We start from the raw sequence: 14,756 nt of genomic DNA, 5'->3' as shown, positions 1-14,756 counted from the left end.
TTTAAAATGCACTATTATTAAGGGGAATAGACGTATTTTAAGAAATAAATTGGCCCTCCTTTCATCTGCATAAAAGTTTAGTTGCATGAATGTGTTAGAATGTAACTTGTTTGACTCATAGATTTCGTTTTTAGAAGTCCATGGATTCAATGTTGAAAAACTAAGGATACTCTAGTATTTTTAGCTATAATTCTGATAAAAGAAATAACGAATTTATAAAAGAGGTGAATTGTTTTGAAAACTAATCAACTATTGACTATTTTTACATCCGTATTAGTAATTGCAGTCTTAGCTTTTTTATTTTTAAATGATCAAAGTTCCGAAAAATCAAAGACTAAAATTGTTCAAGATGAAAAGATATCAGTTAATAATCAACCTACAATAGGTAAAAAGGAAGCGCCGATATCAATTGTAGAATTCGGAGACTATAAATGCCCTTCGTGTAAAGAGTGGGGTGAAACAATCTATCCTCAACTTGTAAAAGATTACATTGAAAGTGGGAAAGCTTCCTTTAGTTACATTAATGTTTTGTTTCACGGAGATGAGTCCACTTTAGCTGCCCTTGCATCAGAATCTGTTTACAAAAATCACCCAGAATCATTTTGGCAATTTCACAAAGCTATTTATGAAGCTCAACCTGACGTGCAAATACACGATAATCCATGGGTTACGGTGGAGAAAATGGAAGAGATTGCGACGAAGACTGTCCCTTCTCTAGATTTAAATAAATTTAGAGAAGACCTATCAAGTCGTTCTTCTAGATTAGAATCAGTTAAAATGGATGCGGCGCTCGTAGAAAAATACAATGTTACACTGACCCCGACGATTGCAGTTAATGGGGTCATCCTTGAAAATCCATTCGACTATACCTCTATAAAAAAACAAATTGAAAAGGAGCTAACCCAATGAGCGCTTCAGTAATAAACCGATATGGACTGTACCTCGCCTGGGTTGTTTCAATTACTGCAGTACTTGGAAGTCTATATTTTAGCGAAATTCGTGGTTTTATACCTTGTGAACTCTGTTGGATTCAACGTATCTTTATGTACCCAATAGCTTTGATTCTTGCAATTGCAGTTTTCAGAGAAGATAGCTCAATCAAATTTTATGTTCTCCCTTTATCAATAATCGGATTCTGTATCTCTTTTTACCACTATCTTGTACAAAAGGTGCCCGGCTTTTCGGAAGTCAGACCATGTGAACAAGGAGTTTCCTGTAATGCACAGTACATTGACTGGATGGGTTTTATCACAATTCCGTTTTTAGCGTTGACCGCCTTTTTTCTGATTACAGTCATTCTTGGACGAATCAGTACCAAACAGTAGTTTTTGATTTGGATTTGAAAAATGAAGAACTAATTGTATCAAATTGGTATGCTTACTAAAAAACAGCTTTGATTTAGAAAAACATGAAAAGCTTTTTGAAGTTGGAAAATAGATTAGACAATACCCAGTAAATAATTCAATTGACGTTTTCTTAAAACGTTAGTGTACTATATTGATTTTTTGAAAAAGCGTGACTACCTATCGAGTATGAGATCTAACTAGCTCTCTAATAGGTAGTTTTTGTATGGCTAAAAATAAGAAATAATCGCAAAACCAGAGAAAGTATCTCAAATCTTCAAGTATGTAGAGCTGATAGAATAAATGTTTTTTAAATTAAGTGTTGACGGCACAGCAAAAGTCTAATAAGTTATATATGAACATATGAACATGTATAGTTATCATGAGCGGAGGTACTGACTTATGGATGAACCGATTGAAGATACTACAGAAAATGAAATAGAAATAGGGGCGCAGATTGACGATGAGACTCTATTTATTGTATCTCAGACGTTCAAGGCACTTAGTGACCCGACAAGAATTAAAATATTAACCCTGCTATGCACAAAGGAACATTCGGTCAACGGAATAGCTGATCTTCTTAACTTAAGTCAATCAAACGTGTCTCATCAGCTACGTTTTTTAAAAAATCTTCGACTTGTCAAGTTTAGAAGAGAAGGAACTACTCTATTTTATTCAGAAGATGATCACCATGTCATGAACTTACTAAGACAGGCGATTGAGCATGCGAAACACCACTAAATATAGTAAGGAGAGTTAATCTTATGGCACATAATCATGCACATGATCATTCTCATACCTCTAACAAAAAGATTTTGATCATTTCATTCTTTATTATTTCGGCATACATGGTTGTAGAGGCGATTGGAGGGTACCTTACAAATAGCTTAGCACTTTTAGCGGACGCAGGTCACATGCTTAGTGATGCGGCTTCGCTCGCTATTGCATTACTTGCCTTTAAATTAGGTGAACAAATAGCGAACAATCGTAAAACGTTCGGATATAGACGCTTCGAGATTCTAGCAGCTGTTTTAAACGGGGTCACACTCATACTGATTTCCATATATATCTTTTATGAGGCCATCAATCGATTTATTCAACCACCTGAGGTCGCATCCGTAGGAATGTTAATTGTTAGCAGTATTGGCCTTGCTATAAACCTTCTTGTTGGATGGATTATGTTAAGAGGTGCAGACGTAGAACATAATTTGAATATGCGAGGTGCTTATCTACATGTTGTAAGCGATACGTTGGGTTCAGTCGGTGCAATACTGGCAGCGCTTCTTATCATGGCATTTGGATGGAACTGGGCAGATCCGCTCGCAGGAATCATTGTAGCGGGACTTGTTTTACGAAGTGGTTATTTCGTGACGAAATCCGGATTGAACGTATTAATGGAAGGTGCACCACAAAACGTTGATGTCGAAAAGGTTCTTCAAGTCATTCACAACAAGGAGGGGGTACGGAGTATACACGACTTTCATCTTTGGAGTATCACAAGTGGAATGAATGCACTCTCATGTCATGTTGTCGTTGATGGTAATTTACAAATCTATGACAGTGAGAATCTACTTCAAGAAATTGAACACGATTTAGCACATCTGAACGTTCAACACTCTACGATTCAATTCGAAACTCTTTCTCATCCTCACAGCGATGAATTGCTTTGCAAACTGAAGGTAGGGGAAGTAGTACATCAACATTAAAAAAATCACCTGTTGAGTAGGATTGACAATCAAGAGGAGGAGACAGCAATGCTGATTTTGGATAATAGTTACTTAATTTTGAGCATGTATAGAAACTCGATTTTTGGCAACGGAGTTTTGATAGATGATTGAATATATTTCTTCGTTAGAACCCCTTACTCAAGCATTGCTGGGTACTTTATTCACTTGGGGGATGACGGCGCTTGGTGCCGCGTTAGTGTTTATGACAAAATCAATGAATCAAAAGCTAATGGATGGGATGCTCGGTTTTGCTGGAGGAGTAATGATTGCCGCTAGTTTTTGGTCATTACTCTCACCTGCAATTGAGATGGCGGAACAAGATTCTCTTCCGGCGTGGTTACCAGCTGCAATCGGTTTCTTACTTGGAGGATTCTTTTTATCAGGTGTTGATAAAGTGATTCCACATCTGCATCCCACTTCACCGATGGATGAGGCTGAGGGTATAAACCCTAAGAAGAGAAAGCGGAGCACGTTACTGGTGTTAGCAATAACATTGCATAATATTCCAGAGGGACTTGCCATAGGCGTTGCATTTGGAGCAGTTGCAGCAGGATTCCCTTCATCATCAATCACGGGAGCTATCGCGCTGGCAATCGGAATCGGCATACAAAATTTCCCTGAGGGTGCTGCTGTGTCAATGCCATTGAGACGAGATGGATTATCTCGTCGTAAAAGTTTTTTCTATGGCCAGTTATCTGGTATGGTTGAACCGTTCGCGGCGTTGGTAGGAGTAGTAGCAGTACTCATAATGGAGCCTTTACTTCCGTTTGCGCTAAGCTTTGCTGCAGGAGCAATGATTTTTGTTGTAGTGGAGGAGGTAGTCCCAGGATCTCAAGAAAATGGAAACAAGGACTTGGCTTCTGTTTGTTTAATGTTTGGCTTTACAATCATGATGATTTTAGATGTGGCTTTAGGCTAAAATAATTATTTTTTTAATGGTTATCACTTTATTTTTTGACTGATATATATTCAAGATACTAACTATATTCGGAAGTGTAAATAATGAGCCTTAATTATATTTACTTTCAGTCGGTATTTTTACTGTTGGATAAATAAAAATACTAGAAGAAAAAATATAAAACCTCTTGCCCTGGCAATTAAAATCGTGGAGTTATCTATTTCATTCTGAAATTTCCTGAAAATTTTGGGGGTGATTTTGATAGAGAAGGAAAGCAAATTCGGAATTCAAGTGCTAGAGAAGGTGGAAGCCCACCAAGTCAGTATATACATCATTTTTTTGATGTTGGCAGTAATCTTTGGTCTATTGAATACAGAAGCTGTATATCTCGATATTTTTATTTCTCCCCTTTTAGGAGTTTTGATGTATGGGATGTTCGTTCAAATTCCGTTTCTGAAATCGAATGGATCTGCTACAAACATGAGGTTTGTGGTAGCTCTTTTATTAGGAAATTTTGTTGCCGTTCCTTTAATAGTTTAGGTTTTGGTTATCATATTTCTTCAAGATTCATCACTAATGCTGGGGGTGTATTTGGTGTTGTTAACACCGTGCATCGACTATGTGATTGTTTTTACAAAGATGGGAAAGGGAAACGAATCAATATTGTTAAAAGTAACACCGATTCTTTTAATTTTACAGACGATACTCTTACCCATATATTTATTCGTATTATTAGGAGAAAAGGCTATTAGTATCGTTAGGATGGGTCCATTTCTAGATGCATTTCTATTTTTGATTTTTATACCGCTTCTATTAGCGATAATGACACAATTGTGTTCTAAAAAGAGTTCTTTAGGTAATCGTATCATGAAAATGCCGCCATGGATTCCCGTTCCATTTATGTCTTTTGTACTTTTTGTGGTAGTTGCCTCTCAAATTAGGGAAGTGTATAGTGACCTCGGGACATTAATAGATGTAATACCAGTTTATATTTTATTTCTACTTATCATACCATGGGTGTCAAAGTCCCTTGGTAAGTTGTTCAAACTAGATATTGCTTCAAGAAGAGCAATTACATTTAGTATGGGAACAAGGAATTCACTTGTAGTTCTTCCATTAGCATCTATATTACCAGAGCCCCTATCAACACAAGTAGCTGTAGTGATCATTTTACAGACCGTTACCGAATTGTTCGGAGAAGTCTTATATATAAAATTAGTGCCTAAATGGTTCTAACAAATTAGATACATGTATTTAATTTCGCTTTCAAAAATTACGTCCTTCGATTGTTTATTAAAATATTAAGAACTGCGCTTAAGTTCTCAAGTATGCGTTGTTTACAATCAATAGGCAAAGAAATTTATTATATTGCAGAACGCTAGAGACCAGTATTATTCTAACAACTAACCTTTTTAAGGATGGACTACCAAGTGAGGAGAGATCGAACAATGGCGAGTACTGATAAGGCATCAAAAAATATCAAACTAGCATTTATAATTAATCTTGTTTTCTCGATTGGTGAATTTATCGGGGGATTTTTGATTAATAGTGTTGCAATCATGTCGGACGCCATTCACGATTTAGGTGATGCTCTTGCATTGGGCCTGTCCTGGTTCTTACAAAAATTTTCGAACAAAAAACCCGATCATAACTTCACTTTTGGATATAATCGTTTTTCCCTTTTAGGAGCATTAATAAATGCGACAATATTAATAATTGGATCTGTATATATTTTTACTCAAGCAATTCCTCTACTGTTTGAACCGGAGCATTCTAATGCACAAGGAATGATTTGGTTTGCAATTTTTGGTGTGCTTTTAAATGGTTTTGCGGCATTCCGTCTACACAAAGGAAAATCAGTAAATGAGGGAGTACTATCTTGGCACCTTTTAGAAGATGTTTTAGGTTGGATTGCCGTTCTTGTAGTAGGGATAGTTTTACTCTTCAAGGATATACATATACTTGACCCCATCCTATCAATTGCTATTGCGTTGTTTATATTAGTGAATGTGTTTCGTAATTTAGTTAAAACAATGAAAATACTTTTAGGTGCTGTCCCTGATGGTATTGACATCGATGAGGTGAAGCAAAAGATTGAAGGTATTGAAGAAGTGATTTCTGTTCAAAACCTATATGTCTGGTCAATTGATGGCGAAGATAACGCCATGAATTTACACTTAATAGTAGAAGAGATGAATCTAAAGGATTCAACTATTGTTAAACAAAAAGTCAAAGAAGTGACTTCAAAACTAGATATTAAACATTCTACAATAGAGTTAGAATCAAAAAAACACAACTAAAGAAATAAGTCATCCTTGCACCAAATCCACACTGAGGTTCGACATATGAGTAAAAATTCTATACTTCATACCGTCTGATACCAATAAATACTTTTCTACGTGCAAGGAAACTGAATATCGAATGAGGGTATATTTAGAAACCCCCTCATTCGTTTTTTTTTTGAACACTATCGAAATTTCGTCTCTTAAAATAGGATGTATTCGAATGAATGAATGATTCCAAAACGAACGTTCAAATATTTAGATTTAATTGTCATAGTTTAGTAGACCTATCGACCGGATTTTCTTTCCATACTTCGGAGAATATTCCGGTCAATGAATAAGGTTCGGCCTCGATTAAAACTGTCTGATGATAAAAAAGCTGATAATGAAACCTAAAAAGATGACTCGGGAACAATACCGAAGTCATCTTAAAGCCGTCTTAAAAAACAGAGATCATTTATTTTTATCATACCCAGTACAAATTCGAGGATATAAAAATGAATATTTTTGTTTTTTTATTCTTTGACATTCATCAGTCTTAAACTGTTCAGTGCTACCAGAAGAGTTGCCCCCATATCGGACATAATAGCTATCCATAGGGTGAGCCAGCCCGGGATGACCAAGAGTAATGCAATCGCTTTGATACTGATAGCGAACGCGATGTTCACTTTGATAATATTTAGGGATTTTCGGCTCAATTTTATCGTAAACGGTAGTTTGCTCAAATCGTCGCCCATCAGGGCGACATCTGCTGTTTCCAAAGCGGTATCCGTTCCAGCACCACCCATGGCAATTCCAACAGTAGAGGCAGCGAGTGCCGGAGCGTCATTTACGCCGTCCCCGACCATCGCGACATTGTCGTACTCAGCTCGCAAGCGTTTAATGACATTTAATTTATCCTCTGGCATCAATTCTGCCTGGATTTCGTTGACGCCAACTTGCTGGCCGATAGCTTTGCCTGTCCCTTTGTTGTCACCCGTCAGCATAATTGTCTTTTTAATACCCATATCATGTAGTTTCCGGATGATTTCTTTGCTGGATTCCCGGACTTCGTCGGCTACGGCGATAACCGCCAATATGCTTTGTTTCGTTCCGATAATCATCGAAGTCTTACCTTGCTGTTGCAGAGCCGTTACGGTTTGGTCCAGATTATTATCAATACTTTCAACACCTAGCTCGTTAAAGAGAAGCGGGCTTCCGATAAAGTAGGTGGTGCCGTCTATCGTTCCTTTAATGCCTTTTCCTGTGATGGAAGAGAAGTCCTCAACTCTGATAGAGGTGTAAGGTATGTTTTCCTCGTCCGCTTTTTTCATGATGGCAGAGGCCAACGGATGCTGAGAACGATATTCCAATGCCGTCACGATAGAAAGCAGTTCTCTCTCGTTTACCTGCTTGTTCGTGATTTTAAAGTCTGTGACGACAGGTACACCTTTGGTCAGGGTACCGGTTTTGTCAAATGCAATAGCTTTCAGCGCGCCCATTTCTTCCAGGTATACGCCGCCTTTAATCAAGACCCCTTTTTTGGCAGCATTACCGATGGCGGAAACAATCGAAATCGGCGTCGAAGTGACTAAGGCACACGGGCAACCCACTACTAGAACCGCCAATCCTTGATAGACCCAGGTTTCCCAGCTGGCATCTCACGTGCGGCCTATTACAAATGGTTGAACCGCACCGTATCGGTGCGTCAAGAAGAGAACGAGAAGCTCCTGGAGGACATTCGTCTACTCTATGACCAGGCGAACCGTACATACGGCTACCGTCGGGTCACGATGACAATCAACCGGTTGCGCCGACAACAAGGTCTGTCCACGTTCAATGAAAAGCAAGTCTATCGCCTGATGCATATCCATGGGATCCAATCGATCATCCGCGGGAAGCGGAAGAGACATAAGAAGTCGATGCCACAGCATGTGGCCGAGAACCTGATGAACCGAGAATTCGGTGCGTCTCGGCCGGACGAGAAATGGTGCACCGACGTCACCGAGTTCAAATATGGTACCGGGAAGAAGGCGTATCTGAGCGCGATCATCGACCTGTACGACGGATCGATCGTCGCCTATCGTATCGGAAGGTCCAACAACAACGGGATCGTCTTCCAGACGATGATGCCAGCCATCGCGGGGCTCCGTCCAGGAGCGCGTCCGATGATCCATAGTGACCGAGGGCTCCAATATACCTCGAGAGGGTTCAAACGTATGGTGAAAGACGCAGGACTAATCGGCAACATGTCCTGAGTTGGTCGTTGTCTCGACAACGCCCCGATCGAGAGTTTTTGGGGCACTTTGAAAGTCGAGATGTACTACTTGCGTGAGTTCCAGGTCTATAGCGAACTCACGTCGGCCATCGAGACCTACATATCGTTCTACAACCATGGTCTACTCTAGAAACGACTAAACGGCTTGAGCCCTGTCGAATACAGGTCTCAAGCCGTTTAGATTGGTTTTCATTATTTGCCCTGTCTACTTGACGGGGGGCAGTTCAGTATCGTCCGACGCGAGATATTGATATTCGCGTGACAGAGGGCGTTGTGACACCTGAATTGAAAGAGGCGCTTCATGAATATGAAATTGAAATTGTCGAAGGCGTGATTCAGTTCCCACCCCGTGAAGACTTTAGGGAGAATGAATTCCGGCATAAGATTGAAGGTCTGTTCGAGGCGGTTGATGTGTATATCCCTGACATTGAACTCTTAGCATGTACCAAGATCTTCTCCTCTCGCCAAAAGGATCTAGAGGATCTCGAAAAGACGAACCTATTGGAACTTTGCGACAAAGACAAGCTTCTCGAACTTGTAGAAGAATACAAAGGTAACATGACGTGGGACGATCCATTTTGTAACGTGCATGACTTGAGTCGAATTTTTCAGGAAAAGGGTATATAATAAATTAAAAGAAGAGTAGAGGAGGGTGACCGATGTCAGACAGTAATCATGTACTTCTGCAAAGTGAGCTAGCGGATGAACTGAATCGTATGCAGGCAGGTGGGACAAGCTATCGCTTAGAGACGGCTCAATTGGCCCTGGCATTAAGTCGTCATGTATCGGTCCCTGAATCGCTACGTGACCGAGAAATGGCTCGCCAGTATGTTCGATCTTCACTCCTTGATTTACAGGACGACCGGGCAGAGGATGTGGCAAAAATGCTTAGTATGGCAGCACGGCGTGCCTACAACACTCCTGAAAGTACGTTCTCGGTAGATATGAAAGTGAAATTAGAAGAAAAGCGTAATCGATTCAAGATGCGTGGATTGCGGGTGAAATCTTAATTGGACCAAGTGGAGTCATTTTTATACTCTCATGAGGTTATGATTCTACGCATGAAGGAAGAATCTCTGGTCAAATCATTGAACATGTATCAGACGATTTCCCCAAACCGTTAAATCCTTTCTTTGTAAAAAATATAAGGGTACTAGATTCAGTCACTGGTTGACTCAATCTAGTACCCTTTTCGTATCATTGTTTATTTTGTTGGGTGTTTCGCTCCCGCAGGACCGCGAGCTCGACCTGTTCCTGTAACCGGTTCTCGAATGTCTCTTTCTCTCGATGGAGGAGCTGGACTTCTAAGTGCAGTTTCTGGTTCTCTTCTTCAAGCTGGTCAAGACGGCGTGTACGAGCTTTTAAGTCGTCGACAGCGTCCATAAGACTTTGATTTTGCCGATAGAGCTGGCTACGTTCATCTTCTAGCTTTTTCATGTCTCCTTCTAGATGAAAAACTGTTTTTTTCTGCTCTTTTAGTTCTTCTTTGTTAGACACACGTTCTGTTTCCAATGCGTCTTCAACGATTCTCTTTTCAGCGATTAGTTGGTTGATTTGATCTTGTAATTGAGTGAGTGCAATTTCATGTGACGACACCTTTCGCTCATACTCCTCTTGGAGTCGTTCAGCTTCTGCAATTACGCTTTGTTCAAGGTCATGAATGGTATTTTTATATCGCGCGTTGATTCGCTCATGTTCTTTTTGTTGCGTTTCTAGTCGAGTGGCTCGTTCATTGAACAGGGCAAGCACTTGATTCAGTGCTGCTTCGAGTGATTCGTTCTCCTTGACGACTAAGGGGTCCGGTGACTGTTTATCGGCCAATGATATTAATTGCTCGAATAATTGGTTGGTTGATATTTGACGTTGCTCCATTAAACGCTGAATATGTTCTTTCACTTCTTGTGACACGCGGAATGACGTCACCTTGGTCTCGTTTGATTCCAATTCTAATCCCTCATTTGGTTATTATTTTGTATACAGCATATGTAGTTCCTATATTTAAATCATTTAAATACAAGTTGTTATAAAAAAAATCACTCATAAACTGGCACTTTGTGGTGTAGGAAGGTATACATTTCGACGTCGAAATGTATACCTTCCTACACTTTTTACTTACGAGAATGTCTCAATAGTAAGCTAGTAGTCGAATCATCTATTTAATCCTAGCGACTAAGCAACAAAACGCTTAAGACAATTCCTACTTTGTTTTATTACATCATATAAGAGATGACAGTAGTTAACAATTTAAAGCTGTATGAGTTCAAAATAAATACGACCCAACTAAATACGAATCGAATTAGTGTTTTGAGAGAAACAATAAGCTTAAAGAAACATACAAAATGGACACGAATATATAGATTGACAAATAACGTTTACAGTTGTAAATTTAAATCGATTACAAACGTAAACGAAAAGAGAGGAGAAAAAATGCTTTCGAAATTTCAATTATCTGATTTGCAAATGGTTAATCACTCTACGCAGCCTGTAGTCTTAAAGTTCACCACCGATTGGTGCCCGGGATGCCGTCAGCTCGCACTACTATTTGAAAGCGTTGCTGAAGGATATCCAGATGCGTTTTCTAGACAAGAATATAGCCAATGAAGACTGAATAGCGAACCCAAAAACATAATGGTTGACAGACGACGTTTACGATTGTAAACTTAAATCAAACAAAATGTTTACGATTGTAAACTTAAAATTTGGAGGTTAGACAAATGGCTGAACATGTCGAAAAACAAATCACGGATTCAGAATGGGAAGTCATGCGTATCGTTTGGGCCCAAAATCACGTGACCAGTAAAGAAATCATCGAGGTATTGGAAAAGAAGATGAGCTGGAAGCCTGCGACGACGAAGACATTCATTGGAAGGCTCGTGAAAAAAGGGATGCTCTCAACCGAGGCCGAGGGGAAGAAATTCATCTACTCCGCGAACGTCGTTGAAGGTGACGTCATCAGAGAGACGTTACACGATCTACTCGATCATATCTGTGACAGGGATGTCGGGAACACAATCGGAACGATGATCACACAGGCGACACTGAGTGTACAGGATATCGAGAATCTCAAAAAAATCCTTGAGATGAAGGAAAGTGAAGCGGTGGAGGACATTCCATGCACCTGTACCCCGGGTCAATGCAGATGTCAGGACCATTCTTGTGGATCCAGACATTGAGTTTGAAATGATGTCATGAATGTAGTGAATAGGAGGAGACTCAAGATGAAAAAAACGATTTTAACGATTAAAGGTATGTCATGCGCTCATTGTGTCAACAAAGTCGAGTCAGCACTTGAAGGTCTGAATGGGGTTGAAAGTGCGAAAGTCAACTTAAAGAAAGGCATCGCAAAAGTGAAGTACGATGAAACACGACTAGATGTGAATGAATTTAAAGAAGTTGTGGGCGAGGTCGGTTACGAAGTCGAATCAGCCCAATAATAATGGAGGTAAGACGATATGGAGAGTAAGACATTTGCCGTGGAAGGGATGACCTGTGCGTCCTGCGTTCAGACAGTTGAAAAAGCAACAAAAAAATTGCCTGGCGTAGTGACCTCCAACGTCAACCTAGCGACTGGGAAATTGAGCATTCATTACGATGAGACGAAAATCTCGCCGCTGGATATTCAGACGACCGTCGAGAAGGCTGGCTACAAGGCCTCAACCGAGACCGAGCAAAGATCATTTGTCATCACAGGGATGACTTGTGCCTCGTGTGTGCAGACGATTGAGAAGGCCACGAGGAAAATGGTGGGTGTGACTGAGTCGAATGTGAACCTGGCGACAGAAAAATTAGTCATTCGATATGATCCTCAGCTGGTGACTGTATCAGATGTGGTCCGAGTGGTGGCAAACGTCGGATATGAGGCAAGAGAAGATCAAGAATCAACGGATGGCCAAGATACAGAGAAAGAAAAGAAACTGAAAAAAATTCAATCGATGTGGAACCGATTTGTAGGATCGGCGATTTTCACGATTCCATTACTCTATGTGGCGATGGGGCATATAATCGGCCTACCCCTACCGATGGCATTGGATCCAACGATGAACCCAGAATTGTTCGCTGTCTTGCAGCTCATGATGACCATCCCAGTGATGTTGTTCGGATGGAAATTCTTCTCCGTAGGATTTAAGACATTGTTCCGAGGGCATCCGAATATGGATTCACTTGTCGCCCTAGGGACGAGCGCAGCCTTCTTCTATAGCGTCGGTGCCACCATGGCTATCCTCTCAGGTTATGAGGGATACGTGAATAGCCTCTACTATGAGACAGCCGCAGTCATTCTCACGCTGATCACATTAGGTAAATATCTTGAAGTCCGGTCGATGGGTAAAACATCCGAAGCGATTGAAAAATTGATGGGACTGGCACCTAAGACGGCAAAGGTCGTCCGCAACGGACAAGAGTTAGAAGTATCAATCGACGAAGTCATCGTCGGCGACACGATTATCGTAAAGCCTGGTGAGAAGATTCCGGTGGATGGCGTGGTTCTATCAGGTAATACGTCTGTAGACGAATCCATGCTGACCGGTGAAAGTATCCCTGTTGAAAAAAATGTGGGTGCTCAAGTCATCGGTGCCAGCATCAACAAGAACGGGATCATCCAATACCGAGCCACGAAAGTCGGTAAGGATACAGCGCTATCTCAAATCATCAAATTGGTCGAGGATGCACAGGGCTCTCGAGCTCCTATCGCAAAACTGGCCGATATCATCTCCGGATACTTTGTACCGATTGTCATCGTCGTCGCGATCCTTTCAGGAATTGCATGGTATTTAGGCGGTCAGACCGGCCTCTTCGCCTTGACGATCACGATTTCAGTACTGGTCATCGCCTGCCCTTGTGCACTAGGTTTGGCCACACCAACAGCAATCATGGTGGGTACGGGCAAAGGTGCTGAGAATGGTGTGTTGATCAAGAGTGGCGGCGCCTTGGAGACGACCCATAAAGTCCAGACGATCGTGTTCGACAAGACAGGGACGATCACTGAAGGAAAACCGAAAGTGACAGATATCGTGACAGTGAATGGACATCAAGAAGATGAGTTGTTACGCTTGACCGCTTCCGCTGAAAAAGGGTCTGAACATCCATTGGGCGAAGCAATCGTAAGAGCGGCAGAGGACAGAATGATGCGTGTCATGGATATCGATCGTTTTGAAGCCATCCCAGGGCACGGGATCGAAGTACTGATCGACGGAAAAGTCTTGCTTGCCGGAAACAGAAAATTGATGAAAGACCGCGGCATCTCACTGGATGTCCTTGAAGGCGCTTCAGACAAACTCGCACACCAAGGCAAGACGCCGATGTATATCGCGATTGACCAACAAATCGCAGGGATCATCGCTGTCGCAGACACCGTCAAAGAAAACAGTCGTAAAGCCATTCAGAAACTTCAACGAATGGGTATCGAAGTAGCCATGATCACCGGAGACAACAAAGGTACGGCCATGGCGATTGCGAGACAGGTCGGGATCGATCGGGTACTGAGTGAAGTGTTACCTGAAGATAAAGCGAACGAAGTGAAGAAGTTACAGGCCGAAGGGAAGAAGGTCGCAATGGTCGGTGATGGAATCAATGACGCACCAGCCTTGGCCCAAGCAGACATCGGAATCGCGATCGGTTCGGGTACTGACGTTGCGATCGAATCTGCAGACATCGTCTTGATGCGAAGCGATTTGATGGATGTACCTACAGCTGTCGAATTGAGCAAGTCAACCATCCGCAACATCAAACAGAACCTGTTTTGGGCATTTGCCTATAATGTCATGGGTATCCCGTTTGCGATGGGGATTGTTTATCTACTCGGCGGGCCCTTGTTGAACCCGATACTTGCCGGAGCGGCCATGAGTTTAAGCTCAGTCTCGGTCCTGGTGAACGCACTCCGTTTAAAACGATTCAAGCCTTCGATGATCAAATAAAAGGAGGGAGTGGGATGGATACAGCCCTACAGCTCGAGCTTTACACGCGTCCGACGTGTTCAGATTGTCAGGATGCCAAAAAATATTTAAAAACAACCACAGTCCCTTATGTGAACAAAGATGTGGGTGCGAACCTTGACCTTGAACAAGAAATGGTAGCGATATCAGGGAATCGAATCGTACCACTGTTTGTCTTCTACAAAAAAGGGATGCTCAGAAAAAGAAGAGTAGTGAAGTACTTTGTTGGCTTCGAGAACAACAAAGAAGAGATTCTAACATTGCTACGATAAGCAACGATAGCTCACTCTCAGAACCTGTTGAAAGCGTGTCGCGCAAT

At 41.3% G+C, this 14,756-nt stretch carries 13 protein-coding genes and 4 pseudogenes; 15 read left to right on the top strand and 2 right to left on the bottom strand.

The genetic code is table 11. The annotated features are described in order from the left end of the window. Window positions 1-234: 234 nt before the first annotated feature. The 7 genes and pseudogenes from KNP75_RS07020 (at window position 235) to KNP75_RS06990 (ending at window position 6,268) form a co-directional block, all read left to right on the top strand. A complete protein-coding gene (locus tag KNP75_RS07020) occupies window positions 235-909 on the top strand; it encodes a thioredoxin domain-containing protein (RefSeq protein WP_029595508.1) in 675 nt (224 codons plus the stop codon). Next, window positions 906-1,325, top strand: a complete 420-nt coding sequence (locus KNP75_RS07015; protein ID WP_029336179.1) for a disulfide oxidoreductase — start codon at window positions 906-908, stop codon at window positions 1,323-1,325. Before KNP75_RS07020 ends, KNP75_RS07015 begins: the two co-directional genes overlap by 4 nt. Window positions 1,326-1,745: 420 nt before the next feature. Then, window positions 1,746-2,084, top strand: a complete 339-nt coding sequence (locus KNP75_RS07010; RefSeq protein ID WP_029336177.1) for an ArsR/SmtB family transcription factor — start codon at window positions 1,746-1,748, stop codon at window positions 2,082-2,084. A 23-nt stretch (window positions 2,085-2,107) separates the two neighbouring features. Then, window positions 2,108-3,049: a cation diffusion facilitator family transporter gene (locus KNP75_RS07005; protein ID WP_029336176.1), complete on the top strand. Its 942-nt coding sequence runs from the start codon at window positions 2,108-2,110 to the stop codon at window positions 3,047-3,049. Between the two features lie 124 nt (window positions 3,050-3,173). Further along, window positions 3,174-3,989, top strand: a complete 816-nt coding sequence (locus KNP75_RS07000; RefSeq protein ID WP_029336175.1) for a ZIP family metal transporter — start codon at window positions 3,174-3,176, stop codon at window positions 3,987-3,989. 321 nt (window positions 3,990-4,310) lie between these two features. Then, window positions 4,311-5,204, top strand: a pseudogene (locus tag KNP75_RS06995) (arsenic resistance protein). Between the two features lie 212 nt (window positions 5,205-5,416). Continuing rightward, window positions 5,417-6,268: a cation diffusion facilitator family transporter gene (locus tag KNP75_RS06990; RefSeq protein WP_029336174.1), complete on the top strand. Its 852-nt coding sequence runs from the start codon at window positions 5,417-5,419 to the stop codon at window positions 6,266-6,268. A 497-nt stretch (window positions 6,269-6,765) separates the two neighbouring features. Here the strand turns inward: KNP75_RS06990 and KNP75_RS06985 are convergent. After that, window positions 6,766-7,890, bottom strand: a pseudogene (locus KNP75_RS06985) (heavy metal translocating P-type ATPase); the annotation flags it as partial. Between KNP75_RS06985 and KNP75_RS06980 the strand changes: the two are divergent. From KNP75_RS06980 to KNP75_RS06970, 3 genes and pseudogenes are all read left to right on the top strand, one after another. Continuing rightward, window positions 7,882-8,637, top strand: a pseudogene (locus KNP75_RS06980) (IS3 family transposase); the annotation flags it as partial. The pseudogenes KNP75_RS06985 and KNP75_RS06980 overlap by 9 nt on opposite strands. Window positions 8,638-8,747: 110 nt before the next feature. Further along, a pseudogene (locus tag KNP75_RS06975) lies at window positions 8,748-9,134 on the top strand (DUF6036 family nucleotidyltransferase); the annotation flags it as partial. Between the two features lie 32 nt (window positions 9,135-9,166). Further along, window positions 9,167-9,517 carry a hypothetical protein gene (locus KNP75_RS06970; protein ID WP_215190102.1) on the top strand — a complete coding sequence of 117 codons (351 nt, stop codon included), beginning with the start codon at window positions 9,167-9,169 and terminating at the stop codon, window positions 9,515-9,517. 187 nt (window positions 9,518-9,704) lie between these two features. Here the strand turns inward: KNP75_RS06970 and KNP75_RS06965 are convergent, their stop codons facing one another. Beyond that, entirely contained in the window at window positions 9,705-10,451 is a 747-nt protein-coding gene (locus tag KNP75_RS06965) for a hypothetical protein (protein WP_215190101.1), read from the bottom strand. 282 nt (window positions 10,452-10,733) lie between these two features. On the opposite strand from KNP75_RS06965, the gene KNP75_RS15825 reads away from it, so the two are divergent. The 5 genes from KNP75_RS15825 to KNP75_RS06940 all read left to right on the top strand — a co-directional run bounded on the left by KNP75_RS15825 (window position 10,734) and on the right by KNP75_RS06940 (window position 14,709). After that, complete coding sequence (locus KNP75_RS15825; RefSeq protein WP_214763113.1) at window positions 10,734-11,108, top strand: thioredoxin family protein; 375 nt, start codon at window positions 10,734-10,736, stop codon at window positions 11,106-11,108. Between the two features lie 113 nt (window positions 11,109-11,221). Continuing rightward, window positions 11,222-11,680 (top strand): CopY/TcrY family copper transport repressor, encoded by a 459-nt coding sequence (locus KNP75_RS06955; protein ID WP_034781861.1) that lies wholly within the window; start codon window positions 11,222-11,224, stop codon window positions 11,678-11,680. A gap of 45 nt (window positions 11,681-11,725) precedes the next feature. Next, window positions 11,726-11,941 carry a heavy-metal-associated domain-containing protein gene (locus tag KNP75_RS06950; RefSeq protein ID WP_029336168.1) on the top strand — a complete coding sequence of 72 codons (216 nt, stop codon included), beginning with the start codon at window positions 11,726-11,728 and terminating at the stop codon, window positions 11,939-11,941. A gap of 18 nt (window positions 11,942-11,959) precedes the next feature. Then, window positions 11,960-14,419, top strand: a complete 2,460-nt coding sequence (locus KNP75_RS06945) for a heavy metal translocating P-type ATPase (protein WP_214716442.1) — start codon at window positions 11,960-11,962, stop codon at window positions 14,417-14,419. Window positions 14,420-14,433: 14 nt separating this feature from the next. Further along, window positions 14,434-14,709: a glutaredoxin family protein gene (locus KNP75_RS06940; protein ID WP_034781864.1), complete on the top strand. Its 276-nt coding sequence runs from the start codon at window positions 14,434-14,436 to the stop codon at window positions 14,707-14,709. Window positions 14,710-14,756: the final 47 nt, after the last annotated feature.

It is taken from the genome of Exiguobacterium sp. s6, assembly GCF_018618155.1.
Classification (GTDB): domain Bacteria; phylum Bacillota; class Bacilli; order Exiguobacteriales; family Exiguobacteriaceae; genus Exiguobacterium; species Exiguobacterium mexicanum_A.
This window is presented reverse-complemented; position numbering and strand designations above follow the sequence as displayed.